The organism is Sphingomonas morindae, from assembly GCF_023822065.1.
GTDB classification, from domain to species: domain Bacteria; phylum Pseudomonadota; class Alphaproteobacteria; order Sphingomonadales; family Sphingomonadaceae; genus Solisphingomonas; species Solisphingomonas morindae.
Window position 1 is genome coordinate 1,476,658 of sequence record NZ_CP084930.1, and the last position, 17,328, is coordinate 1,493,985.

At 70.0% G+C, this 17,328-nt stretch carries 19 protein-coding genes; 11 read left to right on the forward strand and 8 right to left on the reverse strand.

Features of this window, described 5'->3' with window-relative positions; all coding sequences use genetic code 11:
• Window positions 1-3: 3 nt before the first annotated feature.
• On the reverse strand, window positions 4-1,599 hold the full coding sequence (nadB, locus tag LHA26_RS07155) for an L-aspartate oxidase (protein ID WP_252168028.1): 1,596 nt from the start codon (window positions 1,597-1,599) through the stop codon (window positions 4-6).
• Complete coding sequence (locus LHA26_RS07160) at window positions 1,599-2,516, reverse strand: ABC transporter ATP-binding protein (protein ID WP_252168029.1); 918 nt, start codon at window positions 2,514-2,516, stop codon at window positions 1,599-1,601. Before LHA26_RS07160 ends, nadB begins: the two co-directional genes overlap by 1 nt.
• A 102-nt stretch (window positions 2,517-2,618) precedes the next feature.
• On the opposite strand from LHA26_RS07160, the gene LHA26_RS07165 reads away from it, so the two are divergent.
• The 4 genes from LHA26_RS07165 to LHA26_RS07180 all read left to right on the forward strand — a co-directional run bounded on the left by LHA26_RS07165 (window position 2,619) and on the right by LHA26_RS07180 (window position 6,249).
• Window positions 2,619-2,828, forward strand: coding sequence for a zinc-finger domain-containing protein (locus LHA26_RS07165; protein WP_252168030.1), 210 nt, complete (start codon window positions 2,619-2,621; stop codon window positions 2,826-2,828).
• Between the two features lie 67 nt (window positions 2,829-2,895).
• Window positions 2,896-4,326 carry a metalloprotease TldD gene (gene tldD / locus LHA26_RS07170; RefSeq protein WP_252168031.1) on the forward strand — a complete coding sequence of 477 codons (1,431 nt, stop codon included), beginning with the start codon at window positions 2,896-2,898 and terminating at the stop codon, window positions 4,324-4,326.
• Window positions 4,327-4,541: 215 nt separating this feature from the next.
• Window positions 4,542-4,880 carry a P-II family nitrogen regulator gene (locus LHA26_RS07175; RefSeq protein WP_252168032.1) on the forward strand — a complete coding sequence of 113 codons (339 nt, stop codon included), beginning with the start codon at window positions 4,542-4,544 and terminating at the stop codon, window positions 4,878-4,880.
• A gap of 16 nt (window positions 4,881-4,896) precedes the next feature.
• Window positions 4,897-6,249: an ammonium transporter gene (locus LHA26_RS07180; protein WP_252168033.1), complete on the forward strand. Its 1,353-nt coding sequence runs from the start codon at window positions 4,897-4,899 to the stop codon at window positions 6,247-6,249.
• A 76-nt stretch (window positions 6,250-6,325) separates the two neighbouring features.
• On the opposite strand, the gene LHA26_RS07185 is transcribed toward LHA26_RS07180, so the two are convergent.
• The 3 genes from LHA26_RS07185 to LHA26_RS07195 are packed head-to-tail and all read right to left on the reverse strand — an operon-like array spanning window position 6,326 to window position 9,096.
• The gene (locus LHA26_RS07185) at window positions 6,326-6,748 is read right to left on the reverse strand and encodes a protein tyrosine phosphatase family protein (protein ID WP_252168034.1); all 423 of its coding nucleotides are present in this window, start codon (window positions 6,746-6,748) and stop codon (window positions 6,326-6,328) included.
• A 10-nt stretch (window positions 6,749-6,758) separates the two neighbouring features.
• Entirely contained in the window at window positions 6,759-8,525 is a 1,767-nt protein-coding gene (gene recQ / locus LHA26_RS07190) for a DNA helicase RecQ (protein ID WP_252168035.1), read from the reverse strand.
• Between the two features lie 4 nt (window positions 8,526-8,529).
• On the reverse strand, window positions 8,530-9,096 hold the full coding sequence (locus LHA26_RS07195) for a thiamine phosphate synthase (protein ID WP_252168036.1): 567 nt from the start codon (window positions 9,094-9,096) through the stop codon (window positions 8,530-8,532).
• Window positions 9,097-9,118: 22 nt separating this feature from the next.
• On the opposite strand from LHA26_RS07195, the gene LHA26_RS07200 reads away from it, so the two are divergent.
• Window positions 9,119-9,790 (forward strand): YggS family pyridoxal phosphate-dependent enzyme, encoded by a 672-nt coding sequence (locus LHA26_RS07200; protein ID WP_252168037.1) that lies wholly within the window; start codon window positions 9,119-9,121, stop codon window positions 9,788-9,790.
• Between the two features lie 30 nt (window positions 9,791-9,820).
• Here the strand turns inward: LHA26_RS07200 and rho are convergent, their stop codons facing one another.
• The 3 genes from rho to hemE all read right to left on the reverse strand — a co-directional run bounded on the left by rho (window position 9,821) and on the right by hemE (window position 12,772).
• The gene (gene rho / locus LHA26_RS07205) at window positions 9,821-11,077 is read right to left on the reverse strand and encodes a transcription termination factor Rho (protein WP_252168038.1); all 1,257 of its coding nucleotides are present in this window, start codon (window positions 11,075-11,077) and stop codon (window positions 9,821-9,823) included.
• A 196-nt stretch (window positions 11,078-11,273) separates the two neighbouring features.
• On the reverse strand, window positions 11,274-11,726 hold the full coding sequence (locus tag LHA26_RS07210; protein ID WP_252168039.1) for a CopD family protein: 453 nt from the start codon (window positions 11,724-11,726) through the stop codon (window positions 11,274-11,276).
• Window positions 11,726-12,772, reverse strand: a complete 1,047-nt coding sequence (hemE, locus tag LHA26_RS07215) for a uroporphyrinogen decarboxylase (RefSeq protein WP_252168040.1) — start codon at window positions 12,770-12,772, stop codon at window positions 11,726-11,728. The genes LHA26_RS07210 and hemE overlap by 1 nt, the downstream gene beginning before the upstream one ends.
• A 316-nt stretch (window positions 12,773-13,088) precedes the next feature.
• Between hemE and LHA26_RS07220 the strand changes: the two genes are divergently transcribed.
• Genes LHA26_RS07220 through hpf form a run of 6 tightly spaced genes read left to right on the forward strand, consistent with a single transcriptional unit; the run spans window position 13,089 to window position 17,316 of the window.
• The gene (locus LHA26_RS07220) at window positions 13,089-13,922 is read left to right on the forward strand and encodes a pyruvate, water dikinase regulatory protein (protein ID WP_252168041.1); all 834 of its coding nucleotides are present in this window, start codon (window positions 13,089-13,091) and stop codon (window positions 13,920-13,922) included.
• Complete coding sequence (locus LHA26_RS07225; RefSeq protein ID WP_252168042.1) at window positions 13,919-14,515, forward strand: Maf family protein; 597 nt, start codon at window positions 13,919-13,921, stop codon at window positions 14,513-14,515. The genes LHA26_RS07220 and LHA26_RS07225 overlap by 4 nt, the downstream gene beginning before the upstream one ends.
• On the forward strand, window positions 14,512-15,369 hold the full coding sequence (gene aroE / locus LHA26_RS07230) for a shikimate dehydrogenase (RefSeq protein WP_252168043.1): 858 nt from the start codon (window positions 14,512-14,514) through the stop codon (window positions 15,367-15,369). Before LHA26_RS07225 ends, aroE begins: the two co-directional genes overlap by 4 nt.
• A complete protein-coding gene (gene coaE / locus LHA26_RS07235) occupies window positions 15,366-16,007 on the forward strand; it encodes a dephospho-CoA kinase (protein ID WP_252168044.1) in 642 nt (213 codons plus the stop codon). The genes aroE and coaE overlap by 4 nt, the downstream gene beginning before the upstream one ends.
• Window positions 15,968-16,675 carry a DNA polymerase III subunit epsilon gene (dnaQ, locus tag LHA26_RS07240; RefSeq protein ID WP_252168045.1) on the forward strand — a complete coding sequence of 236 codons (708 nt, stop codon included), beginning with the start codon at window positions 15,968-15,970 and terminating at the stop codon, window positions 16,673-16,675. Before coaE ends, dnaQ begins: the two co-directional genes overlap by 40 nt.
• A 50-nt stretch (window positions 16,676-16,725) precedes the next feature.
• Entirely contained in the window at window positions 16,726-17,316 is a 591-nt protein-coding gene (hpf, locus tag LHA26_RS07245) for a ribosome hibernation-promoting factor, HPF/YfiA family (RefSeq protein ID WP_252168046.1), read from the forward strand.
• Window positions 17,317-17,328: the final 12 nt, after the last annotated feature.

Here is a 17,328-nt window from a genome sequence, read left to right on the forward strand (position 1 = left end):
AAGTCAGGGAACAAGGACCGTATCGCGCGCCTCGCCAAGCGTTTCCGGGTAATCGAGTGTGTAGTGCAGCCCCCGGCTCTCCTTGCGGGCGAGCGCACAGCGGACGATAAGATCCGCCGTTTCCACGAGGTTGCGCAGCTCGATCAGATCGGCGGTGACGCGGAACTCGCCGTAATAGTCTTCGACTTCGCGGCGAAGCATGCGGATGCGGTGCTGCGCGCGCTCCAGCCTTTTGGTGGTGCGGACGATGCCCACATAATCCCACATGAAGCGCCGGATCTCGCGCCAATTGTGCTGCACGATCACCTCCTCGTCCGAGTCGGTGACGCGGCTGGCATCCCAGGGCCGGATCGGCGGCGGCGGCGGCAACTCGTCCCAATGGCGCGCGATGTGCGACGCCGCCGCCTCGCCATAGACGAAACATTCGAGCAGCGAATTGGAGGCGAGGCGATTGGCGCCGTGCAGGCCCGATTGCGTTACCTCGCCGGCGGCATAGAGGCCGGGCAGATCGGTGCGGCCCTTGCGGTCCACGATCACCCCGCCACAGGTATAATGCTGGGCCGGCACGACCGGGATCGGCTCGCGCGTGATATCGATCCCCAGCCCCATCAGCTTGGCGTGGATGGTGGGGAAATGGCCGATGATGAAGTCGGCCGGCTGGTTGCTGATGTCGAGATGGACATAGTCCAGCCCCAGCCGCTTGATCTCGTGATCGATCGCGCGCGCCACCACGTCGCGCGGGGCGAGTTCGGCGCGGGGATCGAAATCGGGCATGAAGCGGTGGCCCGCCCCCGGCACGCCCGGCGGCAGCTTCAGCTGGCCGCCCTCGCCGCGCATCGCCTCGGTGATCAGGAAATTCTTGACCTCGAGATTCCACAGGCAGGTGGGGTGGAACTGCATCATCTCCATGTTGGAGACGCGCGCGCCCGCGCGCCACGCCATGGCGATGCCGTCGCCGGTCGCGCCGCGCGGCGCGGTGGAATAGAGATAGGTGCGGCCGGCGCCGCCCGTCGCCAGGATGGTGGCGCGGCCGGTGAACAGCTCCACCTCGCCCGATCGCCGATCCAGCGCATAGACGCCCCAGACGCGGCCATCGCCCAGATAGCGCTCGCCATGGCGCGAGGTGGCGAGATCCACCGCCGCCATGCCCGGCACCAGCGTGATATTGGGATGCGCGGCCGCCGCCGCCTGCAGCGCCACCTGCACCGCGCGCCCGGTGGCATCGTCGACATGGACGATGCGGCGATGGCTGTGGCCGCCTTCGCGCGTCAGGTGCAGGCTGTTGCCGGCCATGTTGAAGGGCACGCCCAGCGCGATCAGCCGCTCGATCGCGCGCGGCGCATTCTCGATCACGAACTCGACGGTGGCGCGATCGTTGAGGCCCGCGCCGGCGATCATCGTGTCTTCGATATGGCTTTCGAAGGTATCGCCTTCCTCCAGCACGGCGGCGATTCCGCCCTGCGCCCAGTTGGTCGATCCGTCGTCGAGGCCGCCCTTGGCCAGCACCACCACGCGGAAGCGTTCCGCCAGGCTCAGCGCGGCGGTGAGGCCGGCCGCGCCGGAGCCGACGATGACGACGTCATAGGCCGCTATGGCCATCAGCCGCGCCGGGTGAGCGAGAGGAACACATCCTCCAGATCCGCCTCGCGGGTGGAGACGTCCACCACGCTCAGCCCGGCATCGGCGAGCGCGGTGAGCACGTCGCCGGCATGGACGCGGGTCTTGTCATAGCTGATGACGATGGTGCGCGGGCCCTTCAGCTCGACCTTCTCGAAGCAGCGCGCCTCGGGCGGGGCGGCGAGGTCGCGATCCACCGTCACCTCCACCACCTTCTCGGTCGCCTTGGCGAGCAGCGCGGCGGTGGGCTCGTTGGCGATGAGCCGGCCATTGTTGATGATCGCGATGCGATCGCACAATTCCTGCGCTTCCTCGAGATAATGGGTGGTCAGCACCACCGTCGTGCCCTGGCGGTTGAGCTCGCGCACATAGGCCCAGAGCTGCTGGCGCAGCTCCAGATCGACGCCGGCGGTGGGCTCGTCCAGCACCAGCACCGGCGGCGTATGGACGAGCGCCTTGGCGACGAGCAGCCGCCGCTTCATGCCGCCCGACAGGGTGCGCGCGAAGGCATTGGCCTTGTCGGCCAGATGCACCGCGCGCAGCAATTCCTGGGTGCGCCGCTGCGCCTTGGGCACGCCATAGAGGCCGGCGTAGATTTCCAGCGTCTCGGCCGGGGTGAAGAAGGGATCGAACAGGATCTCCTGGGGCACGATGCCGATCGAGACCTTGGCGTTGCGCGGATGCTCGTCGATGTCGAAGCCCCAGATCGAGGCGGTGCCCCCGGTCTTGTTGACGAGGCCGGCGAGGATGTTGATGAGCGTCGACTTGCCGGCGCCATTGGGGCCGAGCAGGCCGAATATCTGGCCGCGCGGCACATCGAAGCTGACGCCGTCCAGCGCGCGCTTGCCGCCCTGATAGGTTTTTTCGAGCTGCCGGATGCTGATCGCCGCCTGTTCCATGCGCCGCCAGATAGACGCTGCGCCGCGCCGCCGCCAGAGCCCGCATCACGCTCGCGCACGGGCATGATTGCGCGGCGGCGGCCGGCTTGCTATCCGCGCGCCATGATCCAGCCGCCTGAAACGATCCGCGTATCGCATCGCCGCGTCGTCTGCGACGGCGCCACCGACATTCCGAGCGGTTCGGCGCTCGGCCATCCGCGCGTCTGGCTCGAGATCGACGAGGATGGCTTTGTCGAATGCGGCTATTGCGATCGCCGCTTCGTGCTGATCGGCGGCCCGGCCGATCACCCGCCGGCGGGCCAGGCCGCCTGAGCCAGGCCGGCTTCCCCCCGCGCCAAGGGGGGATGCGCCACGCCAACGGGGCGCCTATATCGCCGCCATGGCCACCGCTCCCGATCCCCGCTCCCTGCTGTATCGCGACGGCTTCGATCCCGACGCCGCGCTCCGCCTGACCGCCGAGGCGCTGGGGCGCTGCGACGATGGCGAGCTTTATCTCCAGCACAGCGTCTCCGAGAGCTTCGGCTTCGACGACGGCCGCCTCAAGACGGCCGATTTCACCACCCAGAGCGGCTTCGGGCTGCGCGGCGTCTCGGGCGAGACGACCGCCTTCGCCCATGCCAACGAGATCAGCGCCCCCGCGATCCGGCGCGCCGCCGAGACGATGCGGCTGCTCGATCCCGCCGCGCAGGGGCCGGCGGCGCCGCCGCCGCGCACCAACCGCCACCTCTATACCGGCAGCGATCCGCTCAGCATCGTGCCCTTCGCGCGCAAGGTGGCTTTGTGCCAGACGATCGACGCGCTGGCGCGCGCCCGCGATCCGCGCGTGGCGCAAGTTTCGGTCGGGCTGGCGGGCAGCTGGAGCGTGATCGAGATCGTGCGGCCCGACGGCTTCCTCGCCACCGATATCAGGCCGCTGGTGCGGCTCAACGTCACCATCGTGGTGGAGCAGAATGGCCGCCGCGAGAGCGGCACCTTCGGCATGGGCGGACGCTATCTCTACGACCGGCTGTTCGAGCAGCCGACCTGGGAGCGCGCGATCGGCGAGGCGCTGGCGCAGGCGCTGGTCAATCTGGAGGCGGTCGCCGCGCCCGCGGGCGAGATGACGGTGGTGTGCGGCCCGGGCTGGCCCGGCGTGCTGCTGCACGAGGCGATCGGCCATGGCCTGGAGGGCGATTTCAACCGCAAGGGCTCGTCCGCCTTTTCCGGCCGGATCGGCGAGCGCGTCGCCGCGCCGGGGGTGACGGTGATCGACGATGGCTCGATCGCCGATCGGCGCGGCTCGCTCTCGATCGATGACGAGGGCACGCCGACCCAGGCCAATGTCCTGATCGAGGACGGCATCCTGCGCGGCTATATGCAGGACCGGCTGAATGCGCGGCTGATGGGCGTGGCCGCCACCGGCAATGGCCGCCGCGAGAATTTCGCCTATGCGCCGATGCCGCGCATGACCAACACCTTCATGCTGGGCGGCAACGACGATCCGCAGGAGATCATCGCCCGCGCCGGGAACGGCATCTACGCCAAGAGCTTCGGCGGCGGCCAGGTGGACATCACCTCGGGCAAGTTCGTCTTCTCCTGCACCGAGGCCTATCGCATCGAGAATGGCCGGCTGGGCGCGCCCATCAAGGGCGCGACGCTGATCGGCGACGGGCCCTCGGTGCTGACCCGGGTGCGCGCGATCGGCAACGACATGGCGCTGGACGAGGGCATCGGCATGTGCGGCAAGGGCGGCCAGTCGGTGCCGGCGGGGGTGGGCCAGCCCAGCCTGCTGATCGACCGGTTGACCGTGGGCGGCACCGCCGCCGGCTGATCCTCGGGAACCGCTTGGCGCCAAGGACGTTCGGCGGCGGTTCACCCCTCAGTCTGCACCGCGCCCTCTGCCTATTTTCTGGGCAGCCGGTAACAATTGCTCAATAATCGGGCGCACGATTGGCCGCGTTTCCGCGCGCACCCCGCATGACGCGGGCCTTTTGCCTCTGGCACGGCTCTTGCTGGAAGACAGCGGGAGACAAACAGGGGAGCGGCATGAAACTCGTCATCGCGATCATCAAGCCCTTCAAGCTCGACGAGGTCCGCGAGGCGCTGTCCGATGTTGGCGTGGCCGGCATGACGGTGACCGAAGTCAAGGGCTTCGGGCGGCAGAAGGGGCAGACCGAGATCTATCGGGGCGCCGAGTACAGCACCAACATGGTGCCGAAGATCAAGGTCGAGGTCGCCTGTGGCGACGATCTCTCGCACCGGGTGGTGGAAGCCATCCAGCAGGCGGCGAACACCGGCGCGATCGGCGACGGCAAGATCTTCGTGCTCGATCTCGCCCAGGCGGTGCGAATCCGCACCGGCGAGACCGACGATGTGGCGCTCTAAGGGGAAAGGGGCAGAAATGAAGCCAATCACGAAATTGGCCGGATGCGCGGGGGCGCTCGGGCTGGCCATGTTCGCGGCGCTGCCCGCCTGGGCGCAGGATGCGGCGCTCCAGGCGCCCGCCGCCGCGCCTTCGCCGCCGACCGTCAACAAGGGCGACACCGCCTGGATGATGACATCCACGCTGCTGGTGCTGATGATGATCGTGCCGGGCCTGGCGCTCTTCTATGGCGGCCTCACCCGCGCCAAGAACATGCTCTCCACCATGACGCAGATCGGCGCGGTCGCCTGCTTCGCCATGCTGATCTGGGTGATGTGGGGCTATACCGAGGCGTTCGGCGATGGCGGCGGCGCCTTCATCTCGGGCTTCGGCAAGGCTTTCCTCAAGGGCGTCACCTCGGACAGCACGGCGGCGACCTTCACGCCCGGCGTCGCCATCCCCGAATATGTCTTCATCTGCTTCCAGATGACCTTCGCCGCCATCACCGTCGCGCTGGTGCTCGGCTCGGTGGTGGAGCGGATGAAATTCTCGGCGGTGATGGTGTTCGCCCTAGTGTGGCTGACGCTCGTCTATTTCCCGGTGGCGCACATGGTGTGGGCGTCGAACGGCTTCTTCTTCGCCAAGGGCGCGCTGGATTTCGCGGGCGGCACGGTGGTGCACATCAATGCCGGCGTCTCGGCGCTGGTCGCCGCGCTGATCCTCGGCAAGCGGCTCGGCTATCCGCATGAGCGGATCGTGCCGCACTCGCTCACCATGACGGGCATCGGCACCGGCCTGCTCTGGGTGGGCTGGTTCGGCTTCAACGCCGGATCCGCGCTCGAGGCCAATGGCTCGGCCGGACTGGCGATGATCAACACCTTCGTCGCCACCGCCTCGGCGGGCCTGTTCTGGATGCTGGCGGAGCGGCTCAACGGCCATAAGGGCTCGGCGCTGGGCTTCTGCTCGGGCATCGTCGCGGGCCTCGTCGCGGTGACGCCGGCGGCGGGCAATTCCGGACCGTTCGGCGCGATCATCCTCGGCGCGATCGCGAGCATCGTCTGCTTCTACGCCGTGTCGGTGCTCAAGCCGCGGCTCGGCTATGACGACGCGCTGGATGCCTTCGGCGTCCACGGCATCGGCGGCATGATCGGCGCGATCGGCACCGGCATCGTCTATGCCCCCGGGCTGGGCGGCCCCGGCAAGCCCGATTTCAACATGGGCCACCAGCTGGCGGTACAGATCGAGGCGGTGCTCACCACCATCGTCTGGGCCGGCATCGGCACGGTGATCGCCATCTTCATCGCCAAGGCGGTGACGGGGCTGCGCGTCAGCGCCGAAGTCGAGCGCGAAGGCCTCGATCTCGGCGAGCATGGCGAGCGCGCCTACAACTGAGCTTCCTCCTGCGAAGAGCCTGGGCCGGCGAGGCAACTCGCCGGCTCTTTTTTCGGCCCGCGCGCCCGCGCGCGGCTCAGCCCTGGAGCTGCGTCATCAGCCCCATCAGCGGGGTGAGATCATAGCCGGCATTGGCCGCCTTGGCGCGGATCTGGTCGGGTGAATCGCCGGCGCGCGCCCGCGCCAGCGCCCAGAGATAGGTGGAGCGCGTGCCCGACCGGCAATAGGCGAGCGTGCGGCCCTCCACCCCGTCCAGCGCCGCGCCCATCGCCTCGACCTGATCGAGCGACAGGCCGGCATGATCCACCGGGATCGCGACATAGCCGAGCCCGGCCGCGCGCGCCGCCGCCTCAATCGCGGCGCCCTCGGGCTGGCCCGGCTCCTCGCCCTCTGGCCGGTTGTTGATGATCAGCACCACGCCCTGATCGGCGGCGGCGGCGATATCGGCGGGGCCGATCTGCGGCGATACCAGCATCGTCTCGTCGAGCGTCCTGAACATAGTACCTCCTTCAGCCGCGCCAGCCGCGCAGCACCTCGAGAAAGGCATCGCCATAGGCCTCGCGCTTGGCCTGGCCCACCCCCGTCACCTGCGCCAGGCCTTCCAGCGTTGTGGGATGGAGCCCCGCCATCTCGCGCAGCGTCGAATCGTGGAAGATGACATAGGGCGGCACGCCGCGCGCCTGCGCGATTTCGCGCCGCCGGGCGCGCAGCGCCTCGAACAGCGGATCATGGGCATGGCTCTCCTCGCCCGCCCCGCCACGCCGGCGCCGCGCCTTGGGCGCGGGCAGCGCCACCGCCAGGCTGTGCTCGCCCTTGAGGATGGGGCGCGCGGCCGGGCCGAAGCTGAGGCCGCCATAATCGTCGGCGCGCAGCGCGTCGCGCGCCAGGAGCGCACGCGCCACGGGGCGCACCAGCTTCTGCTCGGCCTCGTCGGCGATGCCGAACACCGACAGGCGGTGATGGCCGTTGCCGATCACCTTGTCGGTCTCGCGGCCGGCCAGCACGTCCAGCAAATGGCCCACCCCGAAGCGCATCTCGGTGCGGAAGGCGGCCGAGAGCAGCTTGCGCGCCACCTCGGTGGCATCCACCGTCGCGGGCGGGGCGAGGCAATTGTCGCAATTGCCGCAAGGCGCGCGCGGATCCTCGCCGAAATAGCGCAGCAGCACCATGCGCCGGCATTCGCTCGTCTCGACCAGCCCGGCCAGCGCCGAGAGCCGCGCCCGCTCGCCGCTGGCGCGGGCCTCGTCCACCTCGCTCAGCCGCTTGCGGGCGCGCGCGAAATCCTCCGCGCCCCAGAAGAGATGGGCGATCGCGGGCTCGCCGTCGCGGCCCGCGCGCCCGGTTTCCTGATAATAGCCCTCGATCGATTTGGGCAGGCCGGCATGGGCGACGAAGCGGACATCGGGCTTGTCGATGCCCATGCCGAAGGCGACCGTCGCGACCATCACCATATCCTCGGACGCGACGAAATCCTGCTGGTTGCGCCGGCGCACGCCCGGATCCATGCCGGCATGATAGGCGCGCACCGTGCGGCCGCCGGCGGCGAGCTGCGCGGCGATCCGCTCGGTGGCGTCGCGCGTGGGCGCATAGACGATGCCCGCGCCCGCCTGATTCGCCAGCACCGTCTTGAGCTGGCCCTGCAGGCCATCGCGCGGGCTGATCATGTAGCGGATATTGGGGCGATCGAAGCCGGCGACGATCAGCCCGTCCTGCGGGAGGCCGAGCTGCTCCAGGATATCGGCGCGGGTGTGGCGATCGGCGGTGGCCGTCAGCGCCAGCCGCGGCACCTCGGGAAAGGCATCGAGCAGCGGCCGCAGCAGCCGGTAATCGGGCCGGAAATCATGGCCCCATTCGCTCACGCAATGGGCTTCGTCGATCGCGAACAAGGCCAGGCTGGTGGCGCGCAACAGGCTGCGGAAGCTCTCGCCCGAGGCGCGCTCGGGCGCGACATAGAGAAGATCGAGCTGCCCATCGCGGAAGCGGCGCATCGTCTCGGCGCGGTCCTCGTCGGCCGAGGTGAGCGCCGCCGCGCGGATGCCGAAGGCCTCGGCCGAGCGGACCTGATCGTGCATCAGCGCGATCAGCGGCGAGACGATCACCGCCGTGCCCGGCCGCGCCAGGGCGGGCAGCTGGTAGCAGAGCGACTTGCCGGCGCCGGTGGGCATCACCGCCAGCGTTCCGGCGCCGCGCATCACGCGCGCGACCACCGCCTCCTGGACGCCGCGAAAGCCGGGAAAGCCGAAAACCTCGTGAAGGAGCGTGAGCGGATCGCGCATCGCGCTACCCGGTAGCGCCCCCGGCCGCCGCCGTCATCCCCGCAAGCGCATCGATCGCCGCCCAGCCGGCGAGACCGAGCGGGCGCAGCCGGCGCGCGTGGGCGGGCGACATGCCGCCAAGCGCGATCGCGCGCCGCTCCGCGCCCAGCAGCAGCCCCAGCCGCACCGGGCCGAGCGCCGGCGCGCCGGGATGCGAGCGGGTGGGGAAGACGGGCGAGACGAAGCGCAGATCGGCGCGGCGCGCGGCGTGGAGCTGGCGGCGATCATGCACCGCCATGGTGCGCAGCAGCGGCCGCGCGGTACGGCGATGCGGGCTCGGCCCGTGCGCACCCGCCGCGCCCCAGGAGATGGCGAGGCGGGGCGGCCCGGCGAGGAGCAGCACCTGCCTCCGCGCGCGCGCCACCGCGCGCACCTGGCGGAACAGCGCCTGCCGCGCGGCGGGCGCCAGGCCATAATGGCGGAAGATCACGCCGGCGCCGCGCGGCAAGCGGCTAAGGGCGGGCAGCAGCGCCGCGCCGATCCGCTCGTCGGTCATCAGCCACAATCGGGGCAGGGTCTGGCGGGGGCGCATCGCCGCTCCTATAGGCGCGGCCATGGCCGATCCCCAATCCCCCGATGCGCGGCTCGCCGCGCTGCGCGACCGCCTCGATCACGCCGCCGGGCTGGCGGGCCGCGCGCCCGGCGCGGTGACGCTGATCGCCGTTTCCAAGACGATCGCGCCCGAGGCCATCACCCCGCTGATCGCCGCCGGGCAGCGCGTGTTCGGCGAGAATCGGGTGCAGGAGGCGCAGGCGAAATGGCCCGCGCTGCGCGAGGCGACGCCGGATTGCCGGCTGCATCTGGTCGGCCAGCTGCAATCCAACAAGGCGGACGAGGCGGTGCGGCTGTTCGACGCGATCCATGCGGTCGACCGGCCGTCGCTGGTCGCGGCGCTGGCGCGCGCGATGGACAAGGCGGGACGCCGGCCGGACTGTTTCGTGCAGGTGAATATCGGCGAGGAGCCGCAGAAGGGCGGCGTCGCGCTGGCCGATCTGCCCGCGCTGCTCGCCGAGGCGCGCGCCGCGGCGCTGCCGGTGATCGGACTGATGGCGGTGCCCCCCGCCGATCGCGAGCCGGCGCCCTATTTCGCGCTGCTCGCCAAGCTCGCCCGCGACCATGGCCTGGCCGGGCTGAGCATGGGCATGTCGGGCGATTTCGAGACGGCGGCGCTGCTGGGCGCCACCCATGTGCGGATCGGCACCGCGCTGTTCGGCGCGCGCGGCTAGGGGCCCGCGCCCCCGGCCGCGCCGGCCGGCCTATTGGTTCATCGAATCGAAGAAATCCTCGTTCGTCTTCGAGTCCTTCATCTTGTCGAGCAGGAACTCCATCGCGTCGGTGGTGCCCATCTGCATGAGGATGCGGCGCAGCACCCACATCTTCGAGAGCTTGGACTTCTCGACCAGCAGCTCTTCCTTGCGGGTGCCCGACTTGCCGACGTCCATCGCCGGGAAGATGCGCTTGTCCGCGACCTTGCGGTCCAGCACGATCTCGGAATTGCCGGTGCCCTTAAACTCTTCGAAGATCACCTCGTCCATGCGGCTGCCGGTGTCGATCAGCGCGGTGGCGATGATGGAGAGCGAGCCGCCTTCCTCGATGTTGCGCGCCGCGCCGAAGAAGCGCTTGGGCCGCTGCAGCGCGTTGGCGTCGACACCGCCGGTCAGCACCTTGCCCGAGCTGGGCACGACCGTGTTGTAGGCGCGGCCGAGCCGGGTGATGGAATCGAGCAGGATCACCACGTCCTTCTTGTGCTCGACCAGACGCTTGGCCTTTTCGATCACCATCTCGGCGACCTGCACGTGGCGCTGGGCGGGCTCGTCGAAGGTGGAGGAGATGACCTCGCCCTTCACCGAGCGCTGCATATCGGTGACTTCCTCGGGCCGCTCGTCGATGAGCAGCACGATCAGGAAGACCTCGGGATGATTGTCCGTGATCGCCTTGGCGATGTTCTGGAGCAGCACCGTCTTGCCGACGCGCGGCGGCGCCACGATCAGCGAGCGCTGGCCCTTGCCCTGCGGCGCGACGATATCGATCACCCGCGCCGACCGGTCCTTCACCGTCGGATCGAGCGTGTCGAGCGTCAGCTTCTGTTCGGGATAGAGCGGGGTGAGATTGTCGAAATTGACGCGGTGGCGGACCACGTCGGGATCGTCGAAATTGATCGAGATGAGCCGCGTCAGCGCGAAATAGCGCTCGCCGTCCTTGGGCGCGCGGATCTCGCCCTCCACCGTATCGCCCGTGCGCAGCCCGAATTTGCGGACCTGATTGGGGCTGACATAGATATCGTCCGGACCGGCGAGATAATTGGCTTCGGGCGAACGGAGGAAGCCGAAGCCATCGGGCAGCACCTCGATCGTGCCGACGCCCATGATCTGATCGCCCTGCTCCGCCTGCTCCTTGAGGATGGCGAACAGCAGATCCTGCTTGCGCATGGTCGACGCGCCCTCGACACCGAGTTGCTCGGCCATCGAAACCAGTTCGGCGGGCGACGTCTTTTTGAGATCTTTAAGATGCATGGAGCGGGCTTGGTCCTGAGGAGGCGGCGCGGCTGGCGGGACGGGAACGACGATGTCGGGAAAGGCGCCGCCGCGAGGAAAAGCAGGGCACCGTCAGCGCGCGGTTAAAGCGGCGCGCAACCCAAGTCAAGCGGCCGGGCGCGGCCTGCGCCGACCGGATATGGGGATCGGACGGATGGTGGGCAAGCGGCGCGGCTCAGAAGGGCTTCACGATCACCAGCAGCACGATCAGGATGGTCGCCAGGCTGGGCACCTCATTGGCCAGCCGCAGCCCGCGCGTCGAGGCCGGACGCCAACCCCGCGCCAGCTTGCGGCTAAGCCCCACCGCCCAGCCATGATAGGCCGAGAGCAGCAGCACCAGCGCCAGCTTGGCGTGGAACCAGCCCTGCGCGAAGGCATCGATGTGCAGCGCCAGCGCGAGACCGAGCAGCCACACCGCGATCATCGCGGGGGTGACGATGATCCGCCGCAGCCGCACCAGGCGCGCCACCCAGGCGCGATCCTCCGGCGATCCGGGCGCGCATTCGGCCTGGTAAATGGCGTAGCGCGGCAGCATGAACAGCCCCGCCATCCAGAAGATCACGAAGATCAGGTGCGCCGCCTTCACCCAGAGATAGGCCTCGCCCAGCCAGCCCGTCAGCGCCGCCATCACGCCCCCCGTACCAGGCTGAGCAGCGCTTCGACATGCGCCACCGGCACTTCGGGCACGATGCCGTGGCCCAGATTGAAGATATGCGGCCGCTCCGCGAAGGCGGCGCGGATCCGCGCCACGCCTTCCGCCAGCGCCGCGCCGCCGGCGAGCAGCGCCAGCGGATCGAGATTGCCCTGCACCGGCAGCCCGGGCGGCAGCGCCGCATCGGCCCAGGCCGGATCGACGCTTTCGTCCAGCCCCAGCGCGTCGGCTTCCACCTCGCGCGCATAGGCGGCCAGCCGCCCGCCCGCGCCCTTGGGAAAGCCGATCACCGGCACGCCGGGGTGGCGGGCGTGGAGCGCCGCGACGATCCGGGCCGCCGGCGCGATCACCCAACGCTCGAACTCGGCCGGGGCAAGGCTGCCCGCCCAGCTGTCGAACAGCTGCACGGCGTGCACGCCGGCCTCGATCTGGCCCGAGAGATAGTGGATGGTGGCCTCGGTGACCGCCTCGATAATCGCGCCGAACCGGGCCGGATCGCGATAGGCGAGGCCGCGTGCCGCCGCCTGGTCGCGGCTGCCCTCGCCCGCCACCATATAGGTCGCCACCGTCCAGGGCGCGCCCGCGAAGCCGAGAAAGGTGGTGGCCGGCGGCAAGGCGGCGGCGACGCGGCGCACCGTCTCATAGACCGGATCCAGCCGCGCCGGCGCGGCGGCGAGATCGGCGAGCTTATGGTCCGCGAGCGGCGGGGCGAGGCGCGGCCCCTCGCCCGCCACGAAGCTGAGCGTCTGGCCCAGCGCATGGGGGATCACCAGAATGTCGGAGAACAGGATGGCGCCATCGAAGCCGAAGCGGCGGATAGGCTGGAGCGTCACCTCGGCGGCGGCCTCGGGATCGTAGCAAAGCTCGAGAAAGCCGCCCTTGCTCGCCCGCAGCGCGCGATATTCGGGAAGATAGCGCCCGGCCTGGCGCATCAGCCAGATCGGCGGCGGATCGCGCCGCGCGCCGCGCAGCACCGCGAGCAGGAGCCGATCGGGCCTACCCGCGGAAAGATCGGTTCCCATCCTTATCCCTTATATGAATCGAAGAATCTGTAGGAGTCAGTAGGCGGCTCCGAACCGGGGTTTATTCAGCGGCGGCGAATCTGCCAACAGCTTGACGTGGCGCCCCGGCGCGGTCGCCCGCCGAGTCGGTGGCGCCGCCCCCGCTATCCACAGCCTGTGGATAAGCGGCCGCGGCTGTGGAGAAGAGAGTCGAAAAGCAGACGGACAGTGGGGCTGGATCCGTGCTTCGGCTTTGTCACCGGCTTGCCCTGCGGCTACACGGCGGCTTATCCACAGGCTTGGCCACACAGGCGTCGAAGCCCAGCACGGACCGCGCATGACCAGGCTGCACCTGCATCTCCTTTCCGACTCCACCGGCGAAACGCTGGAGAATGTGGCCAAGGCGGGCCTCGCCCAGTTCGAGGGCGTGGAGGCGATCAAGCATTTCTGGCCGATGGTGCGATCCGAAGGCCATCTCGATCGCGTGCTGGTGGAGATCGCGCAGAAGCCCGGGCTCATCATCTACACGCTCGTCAATTCGTCGGTCCGGCGCCGGCTGGAGGCGCGCTGCGCCGCGCTGGGGCTGAGCGCGGTGTCCGCGCTCGATCCGGTGATCGAGGCGCTGTCGCACCTGCTCGGCCAGGCGACGATCGGCCGGCCGGGGCGCCAGCATGTGCTCGACGAGGCCTATTTCGCCCGGGTCGAGGCGATCCACTATACCATCGCGCACGATGATGGCGTCGCCCCCGAGGATTGGGAGGATGCCGATATCGTGCTGGCGGGCGTGTCGCGCTCGTCCAAGACGCCGACCTCGATCTACCTCGCCAATCGCGGCTATCGCGTCGCCAATATCCCGCTGGTGGTGGAGAGCCCGCCGCCCCCCAACCTCTTCACGCTGCGCCGGCCGCTGGTGGTGGGCCTGACGACCAGCCCCGAACGGCTCGTGCAGATCCGGCGCAACCGCCTGCTCTCGCTGAACGAGATGACCGAGACCGCCTATGTCGATCAGGATCGGGTGGCGCGCGAGCTGGCCTTCGCCCGGCGCATGTTCTCCGACAATGGCTGGCCGGTGATCGACGTCACGCGCCGCTCGATCGAGGAGACGGCGGCGGCGATCATCAATCTGGCCAATGAGCGCGAGGATCGCGCCGCCGAAACGGTGGCGCCATGACGCTGATCCTCGCCTCCGGCAGCGCCTCGCGCCGCGCGATGCTGGACGCGGCCGGCGTCGATTACGAGAGCCAGGCGCCGCGCGTGGACGAGGAGGCCGCCAAGGCCTCGCTCAAGGCCGAGGGGATCGACGCGCGCGATCTGGCGGATGCGTTGGCGGAGCTGAAGGCGCTGGCGGTGTCGCGCCGCGCGCCCGGCCGGCTGGTGATCGGATCGGATTCGCTGGTGGCGCTGGCCGACGGCACGCTGCTCGACAAGCCGGACAGCCGCGATCAGGCCGCCGCCCAGCTGCGCGCGATGCGCGGCGGCCGGCATCGGCTGGTGAGCGCGGTGGTGGCGGCGCGCGACGGCGTGCCGATCTGGCGCGCGGTGGATCAGGCGACGCTCGAGGTGCGCGATTTTTCCGAGGCGTTCCTCGAGGCCTATCTGGACGCGGAATGGCCGGCGATCGCCGCCTGTGTCGGCTGCTTCCGGATCGAAGGCCGGGGCGTGCAGCTTTTCTCACGGCTCAGCGGCAGCCAGTTCACGATCCTCGGCATGCCGTTGATGCCGCTGCTCGCCTGGCTGCGCGATACGGGCGTGATGGCGGCATGAGCCTGCCCTATGCCGAGGTGATCGGCGATCCGGTCGATCATTCCAAATCGCCGCTGATCCATGGCTTCTGGCTGGAGGCGCTGGGCCTGGCCGGCCGCTACGGGCGCACCGCCGTCTCCGCCGACGATCTGCCCGCCTTTTTCGCCGCGCGGCGCCGCGATCCGGACTGGCGCGGCTGCAATGTCACCGTGCCGCACAAGGAGCGGGTGATCGCGCGGCTCGACCGGCTCGATCCGCTGGCGGCGCGCATCGGCGCCGTCAACACGGTGGTGCGCGAGGCCGATGGCGCGCTGGTCGGCCATAATAGCGACGCGCCCGGCTTCCTGCGGCCGCTCGCGCCGCTGCTCGCGCGCCCGCACCTTTTCCGCATGGCGCGCGTGCTCGGCACCGGCGGCGCGGCGCGGGCGATCGTCGCCGCGCTCGCGGACCAGGGCTTCACCCTGGTCGTGGCCGGGCGCGATCCCGGCAAGGCGCGGGCGCTGCTCGATGAGCTGGCGCCGGGCGAGGGCCATCATGCGATCACGCTGGCGCAGTTCGCCGAGCCCACCGACTTCCCGTTCGACGATCGCGCGGGCTGCCTCGATCTGGTGGTGAACGCCACCAGCCTCGGCATGGCGGGCCAGCCGCCGCTTCCCTTCGACATCAGCCACGCGCCGCCCGGCAGCCTTGTCTACGACATCGTCTACGCCCCGCTCGAGACGCCGCTGCTCGCCGCCGCGCGCGCGCGCGGCCTGCCGGTGATCGACGGGCTGGAGATGCTGGTGGGCCAGGCCGCGATCGCCTTTGGCCGCTTCTTCGGCCAGGCGCCCCCACCCGGCGGCGATCGTGCGCTGCGGGAGCGGCTGCTGGCATGATCCTGCTCGGGCTGACAGGCTCGATCGGCATGGGCAAGACCACGGTCGCCACCATGTTCCGGCGGATGGGCGTGCCGGTGTTCGACGCCGATGCGACAGTGCGTAGCCTGCAGGGGCCGGGCGGCGCGCTGCTGCCCGCGATCGAGGCGGCGTTCCCCGGCACCACCGGGCCCGACGGGGTGGACCGCGCGGCCCTAGGCGCGCGCGTGTTCGGCGATCGCGCCGCGCTGCGCCGACTGGAGGCGATCGTGCACCCCGCGGTCGATCGGGCGCGGCGCGGCTTCGTGCGTCGCCATCGCGCGCGGCCGCTGCTGGTCGACGACGTGCCGCTGCTGTTCGAGACGGGCGGCGATCGCCGCGTCGACGCGGTGCTGGTCGTCTCCGCGCCGGCCTGGCGGCAGCGGCGGCGCGTGCTCGCCCGGCCGGGGATGAGCGCGCTCCGGCTGCGCCAGGTGCTGGCCCGGCAGATACCCGACCCGATCAAGCGCCGGCGCGCCGATTTCGTGGTGGACAGCGGCGCCGATCTGGCCACGACGCGGGCGGCGGTGCGCCGACTGGTCGCTTGCCTCACGGCGCACGGAGTCCGATACTGCCGGACATGCGCGAAATCGTCTTCGATACCGAAACCACCGGCCTGAGCCCGGCCGATGGCCACCGTCTGGTGGAGATCGGCTGTGTCGAGATCATCAACCGCGTGGAGACGGGCCGTAGCTTCCACGCCTATTTCCATCCCGAGCGGGACATGCCGGTGGAGGCCGAGCGGGTGCACGGGCTGTCGCTCGCCTTCCTCTCCGACAAGCCGCGCTTCGGCGAGGGCGCCGCGGCGCTGCTGGACTTTCTCGGCGAGGCGCCGCTGGTGGCGCACAATGCCAGCTTCGATTTCGGCTTTCTCAACTGGGAGCTCAACGCCTGCGGCCACCCGCCCATCGCCATGCACCGCATGGTGGATACGCTGGCGATCGCGCGGGCGCGGCATCCCGGCGCCAAGCACAGCCTCGATGCGCTGTGCACCCGCTACGGCATCGATCGCAGCCATCGCGTGAAGCACGGCGCCCTGCTCGATGCGCAGCTGCTCGCCCAGCTCTATGTCGAGCTGATGGGCGGCCGCCAGATCGGGCTCGGCCTTGCCGAGGCCGCGCCGATCCTCGTCGAGACGGACGAGGCGGCGGTGCTGGCGGCGGCGCCGGCGCGCGAGGCGCGGCCGCCGCGCCGCTTCCAGCCGAGCGCGGACGAGATGGAGCGGCACCGCGCCTTCGTCGCAACGTTGTCCAATCCCGTGTGGGCGCGCTACGCGCCCGCCGGCTGACCAGAAGCGGGCGGCGGTCGCCGTCCGGCGAAGACATAAGGAGGATGGACATGGAAATTCGCGTCTCCGGCCACCAGGTCGATACGGGCGACGCCCTGCGCGAGCATGTCATCGAGCGATTGAACGGGATCGCCGACAAATATTTCAGCCGCGCGATCTGGGCCCAGGCGACCTTCGGCAAGGGACCGCACGACAATGGCTTCAGCTGCGACATCGTCGCCCATGTCACCCAGGGGCTGGTGCTGAAGGCGGCCGGCTTCGGGATGGAGGCGCACCCCGCCTTCGACGAGGCCGCCGCCAAGATCGAGAAGCAGGTGCGCCGCTATTCCAAGCGGCTCAAGGCGCATGGCGCCACCACCGGCGCGGTGAGCGAGGCCGAGCTGTTCGACAATGCCAATGCCGGCTACACCGTCTTCCGCGCCGGCGCCGAGGAGGAGGAGCCGGTCGAGGACAATCCGCTGATCATCGCGGAAACGCGCGTGGACGTGCCGGACGCCTCGGTGTCGGACGCGGTGATGATGCTCGATCTGCGCAACACCTCGGCGCTGCTCTTCAAGAATAGCGGGACGGGCGCGCTCAACATGGTCTATCGGCGCGGCGACGGGACGATCGGTTGGGTCGAGCCCAATCGCGGCGGCTGAGGAACCGAATAC

Excerpts from the sequence above, each read along its gene's own strand:
- tldD (WP_252168031.1), top strand. The coding sequence starts at position 2,896 with ATGGCCACCGCTCCCGATCCCCGCTCCCTGCTGTATCGCGACGGCTTC.
- hpf (WP_252168046.1), top strand. The coding sequence starts at position 16,726 with ATGGAAATTCGCGTCTCCGGCCACCAGGTCGATACGGGCGACGCCCTG.
- aroE (WP_252168043.1), top strand. The coding sequence starts at position 14,512 with ATGAGCCTGCCCTATGCCGAGGTGATCGGCGATCCGGTCGATCATTCC.
- LHA26_RS07220 (WP_252168041.1), top strand. The coding sequence starts at position 13,089 with ATGACCAGGCTGCACCTGCATCTCCTTTCCGACTCCACCGGCGAAACG.
- LHA26_RS07210 (WP_252168039.1), bottom strand. The coding sequence starts at position 11,726 with ATGGCGGCGCTGACGGGCTGGCTGGGCGAGGCCTATCTCTGGGTGAAG.
- hemE (WP_252168040.1), bottom strand. The coding sequence starts at position 12,772 with ATGGGAACCGATCTTTCCGCGGGTAGGCCCGATCGGCTCCTGCTCGCG.
- LHA26_RS07180 (WP_252168033.1), top strand. The coding sequence starts at position 4,897 with ATGAAGCCAATCACGAAATTGGCCGGATGCGCGGGGGCGCTCGGGCTG.
- LHA26_RS07175 (WP_252168032.1), top strand. The coding sequence starts at position 4,542 with ATGAAACTCGTCATCGCGATCATCAAGCCCTTCAAGCTCGACGAGGTC.
- dnaQ (WP_252168045.1), top strand. The coding sequence starts at position 15,968 with ATGCGCGAAATCGTCTTCGATACCGAAACCACCGGCCTGAGCCCGGCC.
- LHA26_RS07165 (WP_252168030.1), top strand. The coding sequence starts at position 2,619 with ATGATCCAGCCGCCTGAAACGATCCGCGTATCGCATCGCCGCGTCGTC.
- recQ (WP_252168035.1), bottom strand. The coding sequence starts at position 8,525 with ATGCGCGATCCGCTCACGCTCCTTCACGAGGTTTTCGGCTTTCCCGGC.
- LHA26_RS07225 (WP_252168042.1), top strand. The coding sequence starts at position 13,919 with ATGACGCTGATCCTCGCCTCCGGCAGCGCCTCGCGCCGCGCGATGCTG.
- nadB (WP_252168028.1), bottom strand. The coding sequence starts at position 1,599 with ATGGCCATAGCGGCCTATGACGTCGTCATCGTCGGCTCCGGCGCGGCC.
- rho (WP_252168038.1), bottom strand. The coding sequence starts at position 11,077 with ATGCATCTTAAAGATCTCAAAAAGACGTCGCCCGCCGAACTGGTTTCG.
- coaE (WP_252168044.1), top strand. The coding sequence starts at position 15,366 with ATGATCCTGCTCGGGCTGACAGGCTCGATCGGCATGGGCAAGACCACG.
- LHA26_RS07160 (WP_252168029.1), bottom strand. The coding sequence starts at position 2,516 with ATGGAACAGGCGGCGATCAGCATCCGGCAGCTCGAAAAAACCTATCAG.
- LHA26_RS07185 (WP_252168034.1), bottom strand. The coding sequence starts at position 6,748 with ATGTTCAGGACGCTCGACGAGACGATGCTGGTATCGCCGCAGATCGGC.
- LHA26_RS07195 (WP_252168036.1), bottom strand. The coding sequence starts at position 9,096 with ATGCGCCCCCGCCAGACCCTGCCCCGATTGTGGCTGATGACCGACGAG.
- LHA26_RS07200 (WP_252168037.1), top strand. The coding sequence starts at position 9,119 with ATGGCCGATCCCCAATCCCCCGATGCGCGGCTCGCCGCGCTGCGCGAC.